Source organism: Shewanella sp. MF05913 (genome assembly GCF_059758095.1).
In genome coordinates this window covers 88376-108013 of record NZ_JCAYNT010000003.1, presented here as the reverse complement: position 1 = coordinate 108013, position 19638 = coordinate 88376, and the positions used below count along the sequence as shown (strand labels likewise).

General features: G+C 43.0%; 15 protein-coding genes. 4 read left to right on the top strand and 11 right to left on the bottom strand.

Features of this window, described 5'->3' with window-relative positions; translation table 11 throughout:
• Position 1 precedes the first annotated feature (1 nt).
• The 7 genes from hypB to hyaA all read right to left on the bottom strand — a co-directional run bounded on the left by hypB (position 2) and on the right by hyaA (position 9650).
• Positions 2 to 754 carry a hydrogenase nickel incorporation protein HypB gene (hypB, locus tag AC19MV_RS06170; RefSeq protein WP_498306410.1) on the bottom strand — a complete coding sequence of 251 codons (753 nt, stop codon included), beginning with the start codon at positions 752 to 754 and terminating at the stop codon, positions 2 to 4.
• A gap of 159 nt (positions 755 to 913) precedes the next feature.
• Positions 914 to 3352 carry a carbamoyltransferase HypF gene (gene hypF, locus AC19MV_RS06165; protein ID WP_498306408.1) on the bottom strand — a complete coding sequence of 813 codons (2439 nt, stop codon included), beginning with the start codon at positions 3350 to 3352 and terminating at the stop codon, positions 914 to 916.
• A gap of 241 nt (positions 3353 to 3593) precedes the next feature.
• The gene (locus AC19MV_RS06160) at positions 3594 to 5552 is read right to left on the bottom strand and encodes a NiFe hydrogenase (protein ID WP_498306406.1); all 1959 of its coding nucleotides are present in this window, start codon (positions 5550 to 5552) and stop codon (positions 3594 to 3596) included.
• Positions 5539 to 6093, bottom strand: coding sequence for a HyaD/HybD family hydrogenase maturation endopeptidase (locus tag AC19MV_RS06155; RefSeq protein WP_498306404.1), 555 nt, complete (start codon positions 6091 to 6093; stop codon positions 5539 to 5541). The genes AC19MV_RS06160 and AC19MV_RS06155 overlap by 14 nt, the downstream gene beginning before the upstream one ends.
• 15 nt (positions 6094 to 6108) lie before the next feature.
• Entirely contained in the window at positions 6109 to 6777 is a 669-nt protein-coding gene (cybH, locus tag AC19MV_RS06150; protein WP_498306403.1) for a Ni/Fe-hydrogenase, b-type cytochrome subunit, read from the bottom strand.
• 30 nt (positions 6778 to 6807) lie between these two features.
• The gene (gene hyaB, locus AC19MV_RS06145) at positions 6808 to 8511 is read right to left on the bottom strand and encodes a nickel-dependent hydrogenase large subunit (RefSeq protein WP_498306401.1); all 1704 of its coding nucleotides are present in this window, start codon (positions 8509 to 8511) and stop codon (positions 6808 to 6810) included.
• Between the two features lie 2 nt (positions 8512 to 8513).
• Positions 8514 to 9650 (bottom strand): nickel-dependent hydrogenase small subunit, encoded by a 1137-nt coding sequence (gene hyaA, locus AC19MV_RS06140; protein ID WP_498306399.1) that lies wholly within the window; start codon positions 9648 to 9650, stop codon positions 8514 to 8516.
• Between the two features lie 404 nt (positions 9651 to 10054).
• On the opposite strand from hyaA, the gene AC19MV_RS06135 reads away from it, so the two are divergent.
• Positions 10055 to 10903: a mechanosensitive ion channel family protein gene (locus tag AC19MV_RS06135; protein WP_498306629.1), complete on the top strand. Its 849-nt coding sequence runs from the start codon at positions 10055 to 10057 to the stop codon at positions 10901 to 10903.
• Positions 10904 to 11111: 208 nt separating this feature from the next.
• On the opposite strand, the gene AC19MV_RS06130 is transcribed toward AC19MV_RS06135, so the two are convergent.
• The 3 genes from AC19MV_RS06130 to AC19MV_RS06120 all read right to left on the bottom strand — a co-directional run bounded on the left by AC19MV_RS06130 (position 11112) and on the right by AC19MV_RS06120 (position 13348).
• A complete protein-coding gene (locus tag AC19MV_RS06130) occupies positions 11112 to 11987 on the bottom strand; it encodes a DMT family transporter (RefSeq protein ID WP_498306397.1) in 876 nt (291 codons plus the stop codon).
• Positions 11988 to 12315: 328 nt separating this feature from the next.
• On the bottom strand, positions 12316 to 13125 hold the full coding sequence (locus AC19MV_RS06125) for a RecX family transcriptional regulator (RefSeq protein ID WP_498306395.1): 810 nt from the start codon (positions 13123 to 13125) through the stop codon (positions 12316 to 12318).
• A 97-nt stretch (positions 13126 to 13222) separates the two neighbouring features.
• Positions 13223 to 13348: a hypothetical protein gene (locus AC19MV_RS06120; RefSeq protein ID WP_498306393.1), complete on the bottom strand. Its 126-nt coding sequence runs from the start codon at positions 13346 to 13348 to the stop codon at positions 13223 to 13225.
• Between the two features lie 380 nt (positions 13349 to 13728).
• Between AC19MV_RS06120 and AC19MV_RS06115 the strand changes: the two genes are divergently transcribed.
• The 3 genes from AC19MV_RS06115 to AC19MV_RS06105 are packed head-to-tail and all read left to right on the top strand — an operon-like array spanning position 13729 to position 18269.
• The gene (locus AC19MV_RS06115) at positions 13729 to 14922 is read left to right on the top strand and encodes an efflux RND transporter periplasmic adaptor subunit (RefSeq protein ID WP_498306391.1); all 1194 of its coding nucleotides are present in this window, start codon (positions 13729 to 13731) and stop codon (positions 14920 to 14922) included.
• A 3-nt stretch (positions 14923 to 14925) separates the two neighbouring features.
• Complete coding sequence (locus AC19MV_RS06110) at positions 14926 to 16869, top strand: MacB family efflux pump subunit (RefSeq protein WP_498306389.1); 1944 nt, start codon at positions 14926 to 14928, stop codon at positions 16867 to 16869.
• A 2-nt stretch (positions 16870 to 16871) separates the two neighbouring features.
• Complete coding sequence (locus tag AC19MV_RS06105; RefSeq protein ID WP_498306387.1) at positions 16872 to 18269, top strand: efflux transporter outer membrane subunit; 1398 nt, start codon at positions 16872 to 16874, stop codon at positions 18267 to 18269.
• Positions 18270 to 18622: 353 nt separating this feature from the next.
• On the opposite strand, the gene yddG is transcribed toward AC19MV_RS06105, so the two are convergent.
• Positions 18623 to 19540, bottom strand: a complete 918-nt coding sequence (gene yddG / locus AC19MV_RS06100; protein ID WP_498306385.1) for an aromatic amino acid DMT transporter YddG — start codon at positions 19538 to 19540, stop codon at positions 18623 to 18625.
• Positions 19541 to 19638 lie beyond the last annotated feature (98 nt).

The following is a 19638-nucleotide window of genomic DNA, read 5'->3' as shown; positions in this document are numbered from 1 at the left end:
ATTAATGCTCCAGATTATGGGTAATCCAATGAGCAAAGGTTTTCATTGAGTCAGGATTTTTCACTGATAAAACGAAGATTTCAACGTTAGGGTTGAGTTTGTGTAACTGTTGTTTGGCTTGTTCAATACTAAAATCAAAGTGGGGCAACAGATCAGATTTGGTAATGACGACCACGTCAGCGCGGCGAAACATCACCGGATACTTCTCGATTTTATCGTCGCCTTCTGGCACCGACAACAACACGATATTTTTATGCGTCCCAACATCATAACTGGCTGGGCACACTAAATTGCCGACGTTCTCAACAAAACAAATATCGATGGGATTAAGGTCGATGTGATGCAACGCCCCATGCACCATAAAGGCATCTAAATGACAAGCTGAGCCAGTTTGAATTTGGTAGGCATTAATCCCTTTAGCGATTAAGCGGTCTGCATCGCGTGAGGTTTCTAAATCGCCTTCAATCACAGCGTATTGTTGTTCAAGGTATTGTGGTAAATGTTCGAGCAGTGTGGTTTTTCCACTGCCAGGGCTACTCATCAAATTAAATGCCGTGACATGATGGGACTTAAAATGATCACGGTTATGCTGCGCTTCAACATCATTTTTATCCAATATTTTATGAATAACCGCTAAGGTTTTTTTGTCGTTTAATTGAGGATTACTGTGAAGTTGGCTGTGATGATGTTCGCCATGAGTATGCTGATGATCAGCATGATCGTGTGTGATAGAACAACCGCAATCTTTGCACATGTTTTTTCCCTAATATGACTTATCTTTTAGCTAGTGTCGGTTAAGTTAGATAACGATTCTTTGATGCACGTCAGCTTTTGATAAAAACAAAGAGAACAAGCGCAGTATCTGCGCGATAATGTGATCTGCGCCACAGCCTTAACAGCAAAAGTAATCCCCCTAAGTAAGCGATGTCTCTGCTGAATTTGTTGATGTTTTAGGCGCAAATAAATGCACGCCATACCACAATTGGCCAAGTGCAATGCCGCCGTCATTAATGGGTACATGTTGGCTGGTTAATACCTGATGATTAGCGCGTTTACTTAGGGTTAAACATTGACTGAGTAAGGTTTTATTTTGAAATACACCGCCACAAAATACTTGCGGGTAGTCACGATATTCTTGAGCGACACTATCAATCTTATCTGCTATTTCAGCCATAAATTGCCAGCATAGTTGTTGAGTGAGGTAAGGTGTTGTTAACGCGGAATCTTGTTGATGCGCTGCTAGCACCAGTTGAGTAATAAATTGACTGCTATGCCATTGAATAACCTGGCTGCCTTGCGCTGTAGAGGCGGGATGTTGCGCTAAGCTAATCTGATTTAATGCATTATGGATCCCACTGTCTTTGGCGGTGTGTAGTTGTAAATATTGATTAGCCGCCGTTTCAATCATCATGCCGGCCTGGCCTTCATAGTCATTATGTTCAAGTAAATTAAGCCCGACAGCCAATGCATCAAACAAGCGCCCAACCGAACGACACGCAATACAATGACTGTTGTTACGCCATAATCGGTGCAAATTGGTCACGGTTTGCTCGCCTAAATTAATAATTGCCTTAATGGGCAATGCCAACACTTGCTCAAGCGATAACTGTTCAAATAACAGTGCCAACAAAATGCGTACTGGCTGTTTAATGGCTTGCTCACCGCCGATTAATTTGAACTCACTAAAATGGGCTAGGGTAGTAAAGCCGTTAATATCGGCGAGCATCACTTCGCTGCCCCATAACACACCGTCGTCGCCCAACCCCGTTCCATCAAAGCTCACACCAAACACCGGTGCCGTCTGTTGATGCACCGCCATTACCGCTAATACGTGAGCATAATGATGCTGAATGCCCACGCATTGTTCGGCAGGCATCGCATGGCGCTGTTGGTAATCCATTGCCCATTGGCTTGGCGCATATTGCGGGTGTTTATCATGGATAATATGACTCGGGCTAAAATCATATAAACGCTTAAACGTGGCTAAGCTTTGATGAAAGTATTGCTGTGCTTCAAGGCTAAATAAATCACCAATGTGCGGCGATAACATCATGCAATGATCAACCCCAAAAGCGACCGCGTTTTTTTGCTGTGCGCCCACGGCTAATAACGAATGTGTACCGGCATTAATCTTTACTGGATCTGAAATATTAATGGTTAATGGTGCGTAGCCTCGAGCTAAGCGGATCACTTGCAATTGCTGGTCAATCACCTGCACCACACTGTCGTCACAGGCGTTAATAATCCCTCGATTATGATCCAATATGGCATCAACCACATGGCCTAAATGCTGTTCTATCTGTGCTTTATTGCCAATAATGGGTTCACCACTGCGATTAGCACTAGTGGCGACGATTGGGTTATCTAATTTGTTCATCAGCAAGTGGTGTAGCGGTGTATAAGGCAAAAATACCCCTAGCCTATCAATCCCCGGCGCTAACTGTTCACTTAAGCCCAGTGAATTTTGGGTGTGTTTGTACATCAAGGTGATCGGTTTTTCTGCACTGTTTAACACAGTCCACTCAGTGTCATTTCCATAGACACACTCATGTGCCTGACTAAGGTCTTTGACCATAATCGCAAGAGGCTTAGCTGGGCGTTGTTTGCGTTTACGCAGCTCGCGTACCGCGTCATCATTACTCGCATCGCACACTAAATGAAACCCGCCTAATCCCTTAATGGCCACAATGGCCCCACGTTTAATTAGCTCAGCGGTTTGCGATAAAGCATCGTCATTATTTAATGCGCTGAATGTGGGATTCAATATACTTAATTGCAACTGTGGCCCACATTGCGGGCAACTGACGGGTTGCGCATGGTAGCGGCGATCCAGTGGATTCGTATAAGCATTATGGCAATGCACGCACATATCAAAACCCGACATGGCCGTGTTACAGCGGTCGTAGGGTAACGCCTTAATGATGGTGTAGCGCGGGCCGCAATTGGTGCAGTTAGTGAAGGGATATTGAAAGTGTCGATTACTGGGGTCTTGTATTTCGTCTACACAATCCTGGCAAATGCTTTTGTCGGCCGATATGGCCACATTGGCATGTTCGCCCGCTAATGTCTGGCTTTCAATAATACTAAATTCACTAAACGCAGACAGCGTTGAGATAGGGTTTTGTTCAATGGAATCGATGCGAGCAAGTGGTGGTGGGTTGTGCTGTAAGGTTGCTATAAAGGCGTTTATAGTGGCTTCATCGCCTTGTAATTCAATGGTCACACCAAGGTGATTATTGAGCACAGAGCCAAGCAAATTGAGGTCTTTGGCCAAGCGATATACAAAGGGCCTAAATCCGACCCCTTGTACAATTCCTTTCACCACAATGATCACTTGTTGCACTGTTTTCATTCACATTCCGCTGTTAAATTAACCTAAGTTCGGGATAAGAGATGAACTTATACTATTTAAAATCATCAGGTTAATCTACCTCGCTTTCATGCTTGTCATTTGTTCTGCTAACAAGGCGAATTGACGCGTCAATAGCTAGCCTATTGCAAGTCGATTCAACGCAGTTAGCTGGGCAAAGGACTGCTTGAAAGGCGTTTATTATCCCGAATTGAGGTTAAATTAGACAGTGCTATTTTAGCGTTTATCCGCGACGTTGTTTGAGATATAGGCCACCAATTGCGATATTAACCCCATCGAGATCGAGTAACGGATTGACCACCAGCGGAAAGTTTTTACCAATGCGCAGCTGTACTCGTTCTGCCAATACCGGGTTTGCAAATTCATTACCGGCGACCACGAGTTTCTTAATCCCGATGTTTTGATCGACATGCTCAATCCAGTGGCTTAAGTAATCGGCAAACGAATCATGAAACGCAAAAGCAAGCTTGGCTAAATTGGTATCACCCGCCAATTTAAAGCTCATCAATGAACCTAAGGTTTTACACCAGTTGAGGCTACGGTGTGCCATGCCTTTAGTTAACGGAAAATCAATTCGTGGTGCATTATTGCCTTGGTAAGACATTGCTAGCGCGATAAATTTATCGGCTAGTTCACTTACGCATTTTTGTTGGCTGTGTTTGTCCTGGCTTGGGCCCGCGCCAATAATTAATGCCGCGACAGCCATTAATTGACTCAATGCACCATCGCTTGGCAACAGCTGTAAATCCAGTAATTGATTGTATTCTCGCGGGTGCAATTGCTTAAATTTATCGAGTACATTCTTTTGCGGTGAGTCCGACAAACTGTGACACACCTCGTAACCACTGCCTGGTAGCATAGGCAGTTCAAAAAATAACTCGGCCTCGCTGTGTCCATCTACGGTGACAATTTGGCTGGGATGGTGTTTATTGAAATACAATATCGCCGCATTTTTCACAAACTGCGCTTTAGTATGATGCTCGTTGCTATGATGACGTAATAAACCCGCAGATAACGCACATAAGCTCATACTGATGTCTTCGCCCGGTTCGCCTTTATCAATGGCATGTTCAAGCGTGTTGTAATGTTCAGACTCCATTAAGGCATTGGCAGGTTTATCCTGTGCCTCTTTAGCGAGAGACAGTTTAGCCTGAGAGAGATTAGTCTGAGATAGTTTGGGTAACGTCACCACATGCCATTCAAGCAGGCGTTTAGTGCTTTTAACCAAAAACTTGTATTGACTTGTCTTGTAATTATTTTCGTCGTGTAAGCAGGTTAAGTTATTGGGTAGCGGTATATGACCATCGGTTAAACTGGTTATGGGTAACCAGTAATGGCTGATACTGGCTAAGCGTAAAGGCAGATCCATTTTGGTATTGTCTACGGTGTCCTGGTTAACATACAACCAGTGCACGCCTTTTTGACGAAGCATTTCTGTTAATATCACCAATAAACGGTTTTCAGCAAATTGGATCTCGTACAAAGGCGCATGGAGGCTAGGGTGATCGCTACAAGGCCGAACGCGTAACAGTGGTTTTTCTATGCTGGACAACGCCAATACCTGGCTGTCGGTGACGCAAAATTGGCTGTTAAGCGAGTTGGGATTACACACTAATATCCGCGGCCTTTGGTACCGGGCTTGCTTGTTGCTGGGCGAGAGCGCCAAGGTGATACCGAGCATAGGTAACGTTAAGGTTTTTTCGCTCAGTAAATTATTGGCCATTGCGGCGATGTCTAAATGAGTTAACGATTTTAACTCGCGGCTTAACTTGTAATGGCCTTTGCAGTGTTCACACGCGAGGTTAATGTCGCCAAAATGGGGGTGTTGATTATCGCCAAATTGAGGCTGACAATGCTGACAAAAGTACAGCGGTAAACCTTGATGTTGTTTAACATCAAACGGTTTAGTTTGGCCCGTTTTAGCCTCTATACGTTTAATTTCAGTTTTTTGCAGCCAAACTGACAATAAAAAATCACTCGCGATATCATCCGCTAATGCTTCAAGTTCAGCCTGGGTTGCATACGCTTCTATAAAATAACAAATCGAATCGTTATCTTGTTGATGCTCCATGCCAATCGATATGGCCAGTTCAGTACGTTGAAGATAGTCATTACATAAGTGCTCATATAACGTCACAGGACGCTGACAGATAAAATCGAACCTAAGGTTATGCATCGACATAGCAACCTCGCTTATAGGCGTCGGGGATCACTTGGCCGATAGCAATATCAGCCACACAGTCATAGGTAAAGCCAAGGGATGTGATGTGCGCGAGTAACGCTTTTTCCATGGTCGGGATTGCGTTAAGCAGGTGAGTGGTGAGCCCGAGCACCATAGGTTCAATAACAGTTGGTGTTACGCCTAACACAAAGGTGTGTGGCCGGTCGCCAACAATGTCCATCATATTGAGAGTTTGCAGCATTTCCACTTCGTGGGCACTGCCTTGCCAGTCTATTTCGGCTGGCGCATGGTCAAAATCAAAAAAGTAAACTTCACCGGGGCCGACGCCCACGCTATTGACGGTATCCACCACGATTAAATGATCATACTGACAGATTATAGGAATAAGCCCCTGTGCCAGGGTGCCACCATCCATAATATCCAGTTGATATTGCGTGTGGTTAAATTGATATTTATCTTTGATATAATTGACAAAATGTACGCCGACACCCTCGTCGGCGTACAATACATTGCCTATACCTAACAGCAATATTTTTTTCACAATAATAGATTCACCTTATTTATGAACTTTGTGATAGTCATAACCAGACACAATCGAATCGACTGAATTATGCTTAAAGCGAATACCAGACCACACCGCCATATACATATGGATCACCACAAAGATGACGAACGCCCATGTTAAGTAGTGATGGTAAATCCGCAAGGGGGCTAAACCACCACACAGGCCGGTTATCCAGGCAGATACATCACCTAACATTCCACCAATACCCAAATGATACACATTGGCGTACAGCACTAAGCCAGTGATACACATAATCAAAGCGACAAACGAAATGGCCACGTAAGTCATAAATTGTAATGGCCCGTAAACCCCAGCTTTGTGTAAACTGCCCATCCAAAAATAAGACTTTACTTGCTTAATCCAACTTCGAGGCGATAGCACATCTTTAAATGATCGTCTTTCATGGTCAATACGACTAAAGAAAAACAAGTAAAAACGCACTAAGGTAATACTGGTTAACAAAAAGCCAAAAATGATATGGGCAAAGCGGATCCAACCTTGTACCAATACATCAGTGTTTTCAGGCGCCACTAAAAATGGCCACGAGATATAAAACCCGGTGATCACTAATACCAAAATAGCTAATGCCCTAAGCCAGTGAAATATTCGAATCGCTGGCGTAAATATCAGCTGCCGATTATGGGTTGCGATATGTTCCATACTGTTGTCCCTCCTAATCCATCACCTTAATTAGAACCCATTTGGATCAATTTTAAATTGACCTAAAGTGTGTTTTTTGTAATCCATCACGTGGACAGAACACGCCATACAAGGGTCAAACGAGTGGATAATACGGATCACCTCAAGTGGCCTGGTTGGATCTTCCAGTTTTAGGCCAATAAGTGATGCTTCATAAGGTCCCATTTTGCCATTAGCATCAACAGGGCCTGCATTCCAGGTCGTCGGTACCACAGCTTGATAGTTTTCAACCTTGCCATCTTTAATGCGGATCCAGTGACTTAACATGCCGCGCGGCGCTTCAATCATCGAATAACCTTCGTAGACTTTGCTTGAGTCAATTTCTGGTTTTACGTAGGTGGATTCGTCAGATTGAATATTGGTCAACAGGGCATCAAAAGTGGTTAAACTGGCTTGACCGACTAATACAGTTTGCAACATGCGTGCAGCGGTGCGGCCCAAAGTGGTAAACAGCGCATCTAACGGCAGACCGGTGCGAGCCAGTAAGCCATCAACTGCATTCACCACGGTTTGATTGCCACGAGCGTAGTTCACTAATAAACAGGCAAGTGGGCCTACTTCAATCGGCTCGTCTTGATAGCGAGGCGACTTAACCCACGAGTATTTTCCGTCACCGTCTAAGGTTGGTAATTTGCCGTAAACCGTGTCGCGTTCCACAAACCCCGTGTAATCAGGAATGGTGGTGCCTTCATAAGGATGTTGTGGACCGTCAGCTTTATACCAGGCGTGGGTTACATCCTCGCGAATAAGGTCTGGGTTTATGTCCATCACATTGGCTAAATCACCTTTGATGATGACCCCTTGATTAAACAAGAATTCACCGTCAGCCATGATAAAGTCATCGCCACACAAGAAGCTGTTCACGTTCACGCCGCCAAGTACACTGGCTTCGGTGCCAAAGGCTTCAGCCGCCATAACAATATCTGCCTGGTAAGCGCGCTCAATAAAGTCTTGTACTATCGCGTGTTTTTGTTTCCATTCTTGCAAACGAGCCGGGCTTAACATGTCGCGTACTGAGGTTACGCCGCCCACCACAATAGACTGTGGATGTGGCGATTTTCCGCCAAAAATAGCCAGCATTTCGGCTGCAACACGTTGTACTTCTAATGCTTTTAAGTAATGCGATAACGCAATTAAGTTTTGTTCAGGGCTAAAGCGATACGTGCCATTACCCCAATATGCATTGGCAAATGGCCCCAGTTTTCCGGTTTCGACCAGGCCTTTCACTCTGGCTTGCACGGCCTTTAATTCGCCTTCACCGGCTGCAATCGGGGCGTCTGAATAATTCATTGCCACTTTGGCTGCAAGAGCTGGGTCGGCACTTAAGGCCGAGACCACATCAACCCAATCTAATCCGTGTAAATGATAAAAATGCACAATATGATCATGCATATACAAAGATGATTGCATCAAACTGCGTAAGTATTTTGCATTCAGCGGGATCTTAACGCCGAGGGCATTCTCAACCGCTTCAGTACCACAGCGATAATGCGAATAGGTACACACGCCACAAATACGCTGCACAATTAAGCCCACATCCATAGGTGTGCGACCTTTTAATATCACTTCAATACCGCGCCACAAGGTCGATGATGACCAGGCTTTAGTGATGACATTATTGTCATCCACTTCCACTTCTACGCGTAAATGGCCTTCGATACGGGTGATAGGGTCGATTACGACACGTTTACTCATGATTAATCCTCCAAAGGCTTAGCAAATACGCTAGCAACTGCATGGGCGCCAATACCAACAACGGTCGCACCTAAAATGACCGCTCCAATCGTGTCTGCGGTGGCATCAATGCCATGTAAAAGTTGACGTCCTAGCGGTTTTTCAAAATCCGCCATGTCATCCCAAAAATTCGGTTCAGAACAGCCCATACAGCCGTGACCCGCTAATACCGGCCAACTGGTGTGATGATTAAAACGCTCGGTAGGGCAATTGTTATAGGTATAAGGGCCTTTACAACCCACTTTGTATAAGCAGTAACCTTCTTTGGCACCTTCATCGCCAAATTCTTCAACAAACTCACCAGCATCAAAGCGGCCACGACGTTCGCAGTTGTCATGCACCCTTGCCCCATAAGCCCATTTAGGACGATTAAACATGTCCAGTGCAGGTAACTTACCAAACATAATGAAATACATTAGCGTACCCACAATGTTCTTTTCGCTGGGTGGACAACCGCCCAGGTTAATCACGGTTTTGTTGACCACTTCATGCAGGCCTTTTGCGCCCGTTGGGTTTGGCGCCGCAGCTTGTACGCCACCAAATGCAGCACATGTGCCGACCGAAATAATTGCGGCAGCATTTTCAGCGGCTTCTTTAACGATGTGTAATCCGGTGTGGCCTTTACAGCCCACGGTTAAATACGCACCGTTATTGGCGGTTGGTACCGCGCCTTCAACGGCGAGTAAGTAACGGCCTTTGTAGGTTTCAAGTGCATGCTCAAGGTTTTCTTCAGCTTGCCAACCCGAGGCGGCCATTAAGGTTTCGTGATACTCAAGCGAGATATGATCAAAAATAAGGCTGTCGAGGTTAGGGGAGTCGGTGCGAATGAGCGACTCAGAGCAACCGGTACATTCAGCCAAGTGCAGCCAAATTAACGGCACTCTGTCGGCTAACTCAGCAGCTTCAGCGACCAAATTACTAAAGGGTAAGGGCAAGGCAAACATTGCGGTGACCGAAGCGGTCCACTTAATGAAGTCTCGGCGAGATATGCCAATGTCGGCCATTTTTTGTTGTAATGTCTTGGGCTGACGCTGGGCAAATTGGCGTAAATAGTCAAGGCGCTCTTGGCCTTGCTTATAAAGGGCTGCATGTGTGTCCATGTTGATACCTTCTGCTTAATTTAGCGCGGGGCTAATAAATAGTTGCATTCCATCAGTATCAATATTAAAACTCGGTTAAAAAACCTCTTTGATGTAAATCAAATTGTGAGAAATCCCCTTACCATAAGTATGGTAATTACGTCGAATTCATGATGTTGATCAAGTTAACAAAAATCAAAGCGGACAAATTGTCTCAATTAGAAAATATTCAATACTGTGATCGCGCACTTGTTAGCCAAGTTTGATTCACTCAATTTGAATTGATATTGTTTCGAAGAATTACACGAGGTTAAGTTATCCGCCATTAACCTTGTTTTCTCAGGGTATTAACCCTAAAGTGTCGGCTTGTATCGATAACGATCCAATGACACGTATAAAACAAGCACAAATAGGTAGCAGGTTTGATAGATAAAATAATGTTAGCCATCGATTTTCTTCTCAATCACAAATTATTATTCACCGCATTGATCATTGTGCTTATCTCATTGATTAAACAATTCATCATTTCAACCATACGCGGTGATGTCGCCTTTTTGTCAGACGTGCAGCGCAAATGGATGTCGCGTACCAAAAATGGCATTTTTATTTTAACCATCATGATTTTGTTCATGCTTTGGCAAACTGAGGTGAGCAAATTTGCGTTATCAGTCACCGCTATCGCCATCGCGTTTGTGATTGCATCCAAAGAAATCATTTTGTGTTTTACCGGCTCAATACAACGCGCGAGTTCACGGTCGTTTGTCATTGGTGATTGGATTGAAGTGGGTAATATTTACGGCCAGGTTATTGAACATAATTTAATGGCGACCGTTATCCAAGAAATTGATTTAGAAAATGGCCAATACCATTTCACGGGTAAAACGGCCACATTACCCAACAGCATGTTTTTTACTTATGCCGTTAAAAATCATAATTTTATGAAGCGATATGTGTATCACCATATCACTATTACCGTTGCAGAATTTGTCAATCTGTATCCTTTGTTCCCTGAATTAACCACCAAAATTGACGCTTATTGTGAAGACTTTATCGAAGTCGCTCGTCGTTACAACGGCGTGATAGAAAAACATGCAGGTGTAGATTTACCCGGTAGTGAACCGCATATTCACGTTACCAGTGGCGCTACAGGTGAACAAAACGTCAATATCATGATTTTTTGCCCAACAGAGCGGGCAATCGAATTAGATTACCAAATAAGACAAGATTTTATGGAAGCGTTCCAGCAACGGTTTCACGCACAACCTAAAGGCTAGACCGTCATGTCAATCACATCACGCTAATAGCAAAGGTGAGTCACTCAAGCTAGTAACTCAGGTTAATAGTTCAGGTTAATAGTTCAGGTTAATAGCTCAGGCTAATCGCTTTGACAAATAACCCAGAAAAATTCAGCGGGTATGTATGATTAACTCATGCATACCCGTTTTCATTTTTAGGCAATTAAGATGGTAAAGCGATAATAAGTTATTGAGTAAGGGTCTTTTTCGCAAACTTGATATAGATAAACAGTGACAACAAAATTATCCCGCCGCCAATCAGCTTTTGTGGTTCAACGACTTCACCGAGTAAACTGACAGAGAGTAATAACGTCCAGATGGGTTCAAGGATCATAATCAACGACGCTTTCTCAATCTTAACGCTAAATTGTCCCACGGTTTGCGCTAAGTAACGTAAACAGGTGGCGATGAGTGTCGACACTGCAAACCAAAACACAATATGGCTATTTAACTCGACACTCTCAGGATTAACAATCAGCATCACAATCAAACCGGCAACGCCTATCATAAACAGTTGCACGCAAATTGACGTGAGCGGTTTAGTCTTGTTCAACACTTGTTTGTTTAATACAAAATGCAGCGACAATAACGCCGACGATAACAAGAAAAACCATTGGCTTTTATCAATAACCCAACCGTTAGTTAAGGTGAGTAACATAATGCCAATGCATGTTACGGGTAAGGTGAGCCAGAAAATGCGCGGAGGCTTGACTTTAAACAGTATCCACGAAATAAACGGCGCAATAATCATTGCCAGGCTCATGATAAATGCACCTACCGACAATGTATTAGAAATTGAAATAGCATAGACCCACACCTCAATTGAAGCGGCCAATACTACGCCGACAGCACAAAGCGACAATACTTGTTTGAGCCTCAAGGCGAAGACTTGTTTATAGCAAAAGGGCAATAAAATAATACTGGCGAGTAAAAAGCGCGCCGTGACAAAGCTGACACCAGGCACTTCTAAAATCACAAATTTAGAGGCAATCCACCCCACACCGGCCAATATCGTCGACAGTAAAATGAATAACTCGCCACGGTAAGAGGGTGTGTTTAACACAATATGACTTCCAATACACAGGCAGGCTTTTGCAATATGCCAATAAACAGTGGTCAATAGTAGCAAATACGTCTGATTTAGTGATAGCTAAAATATCGATAAGCGACTCACATGAGTCGCTTATTTTCATTGCATTATTAACTTGGGCTGTACTCAGGGTAATCTGTTAAGCAGGGTGAGATCGTGAACGTTTTTTGAACTTCTGATATTTTCACCCAATAAATGAGACTGTTAAAGTATGATAACTTATCAATTTAATCATTTTTTGTTATCGATACTAATCAAATTATCGTAACAGGCAGGTCATGGCGTTAGGCTTTTATAATGATTATTCATCGTCAATGATCATCGCTTCTTTAATCTCATCACTGCTAAATCCCTTACGTGACAAATAAGCGTAAGCTTTCGATTTTTCTTTGTAATCAGCCAGGTTATAGCGTTTTTTAGCCAGCTCGTTTTTACAGCTTAGGTAAAAATCGATATCATCAGATAGGCTAAGTTGATACACGGTTTCTTCAAACTCAGTCACATCAATGAGCCGTTGTTTGAGTTCTTGCAAAATCAGGGTTTTGCCTTTGCCTTTATTAAACAGCTTAACGATTTCTCTGCTCAAATCGGCTTTGTCTGCTTTGATGGCCAATTTTGATCGCAAGCCATCACGCTCGGGATGTTGGGCTAAGGCGTGATCAATTTCTGATCGCGAAAATCCTTTAGTGGTCATTTGTGCGTAAACTTTCTCTTTGCTGGTGGCATCAAAGTGTTCAAATTTGTTTTGTAATCTCGCGCTCGCCATTTCCAACGGGTCGACATTTTGTGCATGCATAACATGTTCGATGGCGCTATCTATTTCTGCCATCGCAATGCCTCGCTGTTGTAACTTACGTTTTATCGCACCAGAACCAATTTCATTGCTAAACGCTAACTCGCAATAACGGATGGCAAATTCGGTGTCTTGTTTTAAATAGCCACCTTCTATCAGCCTGGCTAATACCGTATCAATCCATTGTTGATTGTCCGTTTTGCGCTCAAGTTTGTTGCGGATTTCATTAATGGTGAAATCTTGTTGTCCAAGGTGCCAATACGCACTGTTGAATACATTATCGATAGTTTTGGCTTGTCGAAGTGGCGGGCGCTGCATAATGGTGTGTAATTATAGAGTGATAGTTAATTTAACCACATTCTAGCAGAATGTGGCCACAGCATAGATGCAAATCGGCTCCTTATCTCACTCATGCTTATGGTGTTGTAAGATGATCAACAACGTACGCTTTGTTTTTAGCCATAAACCACATAATGCTGGCTAACGCGCCAATGCTAAATTGAATAATCCCTAAGCTGTGAATTAAATTATCTGGGTGCAACGAATCTTACACTCCAATTGATTACAATTTATTTAATATCAACAATTAACGTTGAACATTTATTTTGCTTCAGAATGGGTTAAGGAAGGTTAAGGCGTCGAAGATACTTGGCAAGCAATCACTCACTTTTATAGATTAAAAAATGTTGTTATATAGGTGTTTACATTAAATTACATTGCGATGACATAGCTTTACAGCACCCCATGTAAAATGATTCAGTAGCTAGTGTGTTAAATACTTAAAAATTGAAGCATCACTTTGGGCGTTAACCTTTTCTCCCTTTAAATACCAAGATAACTTATTGTCATTTAACCATGTTTTACAACATGATTAATTAACATACTCACTTTTATTGTTGTATCTGTGGATGTAATTAAAACATGAAAAAAACCAGTATAAAAAAACTGACTCTCCTGATCGTTGTCATAATACTCATTATCGCAGGTGGCGCATATTTTGTTTTTGACAGCGATAGCTCTGCGCCTAATTATGCGACAGAGTCGGTCCAACGTGGCAATATTGAAAGCAGTGTGTTGGCTAACGGCATGCTTCAAGCGTCTAAATTCGTGAGTGTAGGCGCGCAGGCTTCTGGCCAAATTATCAATTTACCTGTCGCATTAGGTCAACAGGTAAAACAAGGTGAGTTAATTGCTCAAATTGACAGTTTAACTCAGCAAAATAAATTGAAAGAAGCCATTGCCTCACTCACAAGTAATGAAGCTCAATACCGAGCAAAGCAAGCGCAGATAAACCTAGCTCAACAAGAATTTAATCGCCAAAAATCGATGTTAGCTGACAATGCGAGCTCAAAAGCAGATTATGAGTCAGCACAAGCTACGCTATTGGTATATCTAGCTGAACTCGACCAGCTAAAGGCTCAACAAGAACAGGTCAAACTCAGTGTAGAAAGCGCACAACTAAACCTTGGCTATACCACAATTAAAGCGCCAATGGACGGCATGGTGGTCTATACCGCTGTCACAGTGGGGCAAACTGTTAACTCAACTCAATCAACTCCAACCATCGTTGAGCTAGCTGACTTAACTAAAATGACGGTAAAAGCAAAAATTTCTGAAGCCGATGTGATTAAAGTTAAGCCAGGGCAAGCGGTCTACTTTACCATTTTGGGTCAGCCACAAAAACGCTTCAACGCGACCTTACGCGCCATTGAACCAGGGCCAACCATTATGGATGGCGACGATAGCAATATGACCTCAAGTGATACAGATGCTATTTATTATAATGGGCTGTTTGATGTAGAAAACCCTGACGGTATTTTGCGTATTGGTATGACCGCGCAAGTCTCTATTATTCTTGAGCAGGGCGAAGATGTGATTTTAGTGCCATCACAAATACTGCAACCTAATCATGGGAAAAGACCTGGCTTTAGAGTACCGGTTTTAGTTAATGATGAAATTGAATATCGTAATGTCACTGTTGGGATCAACAATAAAGTGAATGCTGAAATTACGAAAGGGCTTGAAGAAGGCGATCAAATTATACTCGGAACAGGAGGTTCAACCGATACTGTTAGTGCCCGTAGAGGCAATCGCCGTTCACCGATGGGATTTTAAGTTATGAATGAATCTTCTTTACTTAATATCTCAGGTGTTTACCGCTCTTTTAGTGCGGGCGAGCAACAACTCACCGTACTCAATGACATTAATCTCGACATTAAACGTGGCGAAATGGTGGCCATCGTAGGAGCCTCTGGTTCGGGGAAATCCACTTTAATGAATATTTTAGGCTGTTTAGACAAACCGTCTAAAGGTCAATATTTCATTAATGGCCAAGATACTTCCACCATGGATGCTGACCAATTAGCGCAATTACGCCGCGAACATTTTGGTTTTATCTTTCAGCGTTATCATTTATTGGGCGATCTTGATGCCGTCGGTAACGTTGAAATCCCCGCAATTTATGCCGGTAAAGATAAAAAACAGCGCACCGAACGTGCCAAAGGTTTATTGTCTCGTTTAGGCCTTGCTGATCGACTTGACCATAAACCCGGCCAACTCAGTGGCGGGCAGCAACAACGTGTCAGTGTGGCGCGAGCACTGATGAATGGTGGCGACGTTATCTTAGCCGACGAACCCACGGGGGCACTTGATAGCCATAGCGGTAAAGAGATGATGAACTTGCTGCAAGAGCTTCATCAAGATGGTCACACTATTATCTTAGTGACCCACGACATGGACGTTGCCAATTTTGCCGACCGAATAATTGAACTTAAAGATGGTGTTATTATTCGTGATGTTGTAAATAACCAGTCAACAACACATAAAGTGTTGCCAGAGGTAAGCACGACCATTACCTCATGGTTAAACTGGGACCGTTACATCGAAGCCTTTAAAATGGCATTAATCGCCATGTTATCGCATCGATTACGTACTTTTTTAACCATGCTTGGCATTATTATTGGTATTGCATCTGTGGTTTCTGTGGTGGCACTTGGAGCAGGTTCGCAACAATCCGTGCTTGAAAACATCAGCGCGATGGGAACCAACACTATCGATGTTCGATCTGGTAGCGGTTTTGGCGACAGACTTGCGGCCAAAATCAGAACCTTAACGGCTCAAGACAGTGAATCACTTAAAGTATTGCCCTATGTAGACAGTGTGACACCTTCAATTAGTAGCGCGGGCACTATTCGTTATGGCAATCAAGCCGTTTCAGCGAGTTTCAGTGGTGTGGGGGTTGACTACTTTAGAGTACGTGGATATTCATTAGCGGACGGCCAATTTTGGGATGACACCAGCGAAACTGACATGGCACAGCAAGCGGTGATTGACGATAATACACGTAAGTCGTTGTTTTCTGATAGTTCAGCCATCGGTGAAGTGATTTTTCTCAATGACTTACCGGTTCGTATAATTGGTGTAACCAAACCCCAAGAAAGTGCGTTTGGTAGCAGTGACTCACTCAATGTTTGGGTACCTTATACAACGGTATCTGCTCGTATGGTCGGTCAACAATATCTTGACAGTATTACTGTGAGAATCAATGAATCAGCGTCAAGTAGTGCTGCAGAGCAAGGCATAATTGCATTATTAAAAATGCGCCATGGAACCGAAGACTTTTACACCATTAATACGGATACAATTCGAGAAAGTATCGAAAAAACCTCGCAAACTATGACACTACTGATTTCAGCAATTGCAGTGATTTCGCTTATCGTAGGTGGTATTGGAGTAATGAACATTATGTTGGTGTCTGTTACCGAACGTACTCGAGAAATCGGTGTGCGTATGGCCGTGGGAGCAAGGCAAAGCGATATATTACTTCAATTTTTAATTGAGGCTGTTTTGGTGTGTTTGTGTGGTGGTGCTGTTGGGATCGGGCTTGCCTACTTAATTGGCCAAATATTTGCCATTAGCGGGGGGAGTTTTCAAATGATTTACTCTACAGCATCGATTGTCGCTGCGTTTGCCTGTTCAACCTTAATTGGTATTTTGTTTGGCTTTTTACCGGCCCGCAATGCCGCACAACTCGACCCTGTAGATGCTTTAGCGAGAGAATAATAATGATAACCCCAAGTTTTACACTCAAACTGACTAGCATTGCATTGTGCCTATCGCTCACCAGCGCCTGCAGTAGCCTGACTCACACTGATTTTACACAACCCGACGTGACGATACCTGATAGTTGGCAAAGTGTTAGCGTTAATCAACAAGTCAAACTCGATCCTTGGTGGCAACGTTTTAATAATCCAGAGCTCAATCAACTCATAGAGCAAGTGCTATTAACCAATAATGATTTAGCGCTCGCGACGTTAACATTACGTCGCGCAAGGCTGCAAGCTGGCTTAACCGATACACAAAGTTACCCACAAATTAATGCTAACGTAAATGGTGCTACAACAAAGCCTCTAGAGGGTGGAGCTAGCACAAGCGAATATGGCACTAAATTATCGCTCAGTTACGAACTGGATTTATGGGGCCGAGTTTCTGCCGATATGGATGCAGCTAAATGGACCAGTTTAGCCAGTGAACAAGACAGAGAAAGCACTGCACAAAGTTTAGTGTCCACCACGGCAATATTGTATTGGCAAATTGGATACCTTAAACAAAGTATTACCCTTAGCCAAAATAGTATTGATTATGCACAGCAAACCTATGATCTTGCTGAACAACAATACCGTTCAGGTGCTGTGTCACAACTGAATGTATTTGAAGCAAAACGTAGCTTAGCAGGGCAACAGGCGAGCCATAGCGAACTTGAGCAGCAACTCGTTGAAGCGCAAAATGCGCTAGCTATTTTATTTAATCAGCCACCCGCTAAAATGGCCATAAACATTAATCAGCTGCCAGATGCTGAACTGCCCAGTATTGCAGCAGGTATTCCTGCAGATGTGTTAATTCGCAGGCCTGATGTGAAATCAGCACTGTATGAACTTAAATCTGCTTATTCAGTAAAAGATGCCACGTTTGCTGGGTATTTACCTACGTTGTCGCTGTCAGGTTCTTTAGGGACATCATCAACCGAGCTGAAAGAATTATTACAAAATCCCATTGGTACGCTGGGAGCCAATTTACTGTTGCCATTTGTACAATGGAATGAAATGCAATTGTATAAAGAGCTTGCCACAGTTGATGTGCAATCCGCTGTAGTGACATATAGGCAAACGTTATACAACGCCTTTAAAGAAGTCGATAACGCGATTTCTGCACGGCAACATTACCAATATCAAGGATTAAAACTCTCTGAACAATATCAAGCGGCAACGTCTGCGGAGCGCATATACGCCAGCCAGTATCGTAATGGTGCAGTCAGTATTCAAGATTGGTTAAATGCACTAGAAACACAGCGCAGCGCCGAAGTCTTTCTGTTAGCCAATCGCTACAACCTATTTAGTGCACAAGCTACGTTGTATCAAGCTCTTGGCGGCAGTGATATTGCTCCAGCGGTACAGGATCAATAAGCTGAATAAATGAGTCATTGAAATGACAATTTAGGTAATACCAATTCCATTAATTATCTGGTCATTCAGCGGGAGTTCTGTGTCTTCTAGGCAAGTAATAGTATTGTAGGCATAGTTGTTCTACGTCAAAATGCTATTAAGCAGCATAGAAGGCACAGAAACCCGCCTTGCAGGAGACACTCAGACCGTTCATTTCTTTGTTGCATTGTCTTAAAAGGGAATAACCATTATTTCAACAATGCGCCTCAAACTGAACAATCTGAGTGGCTCTGATTGGTCACATAATTAATAGAATTGGTATAAATGAAAAAGCACGCTCAAAAGCGTGCTTTTTAGTATTTATTGGTCATTTGTCAGGGATTGTCAGCGATTGTTAGTGATTTTTTATTACGTGTCACCCAAAAGCACATCAGTGAGCCTAGCGTCACTAATGCTACACCTTGCCAAAACGTTCCAGTAAGAGAGATAGATAAGTAAACAGAGGCAAATATTGTTGAAAACACTGGCGTAAAGTAAGACAGAGTGCCTAATAAAATAATATTGCCGCCAATCACAGCTTGATTCCACAGCGCATAACCTGAACCAATCACAATACCTGCCAATATCAGTATTGCCGTAGACGATAATGAGAACGTTATACTCGGCTCATTACTAAAAAAATACTGCACCCATAAAGTGATGGCCGTTGCCGCAAAAAACAGCACGATAGCATTTTTACCCTGGCTTATTTTTTTGGTCACAACACAATAAATCGCCCAGATAAACGCAGCCGAAAACGCCATAAAGTAGGTCAGTGGATTATCGGCAATATTGGCTAATAAAATATCAACTGAAATGCCTTTGTCACCCGCAATACACCAGGCTACACCTATAAATGCGATACAAACACTGGGGTATATCAACCCACTGACTTTTTTATGGCTTAGCATAACGCTCAATAATATGGTTAGTGCAGGCCATAAGTAATTAATGATCGCCATTTCCATTGCTTGATGTCGGCTGTTCGCCATGCCTAAAGACAACGCTAAACATATTTCATAAGTGAGAAATAAGCTGCCACCAATCAACAGATACTTTTTAGGGAACGCACCGATTTTAGGCACACCCATGACCGACATTAAAAACAGTGCGCTCACGCTATACAACATTGCCGCCCCCGCAATAGGGCTAAACAGTTCAGACACGTCTCGTATAAACGCAGTGACACTACTCCACAATAAAATCGCAATGACACCATATAAAGTGTATTTATTTTCACCAATAACAGACATAACACCCAATAATTAAACTTGCCGACTCAAAGTGACACTATCACTGTAAAAACAGATAGATGCAACCCATATAAGTGATGTTATTTATTTCAAGTAAA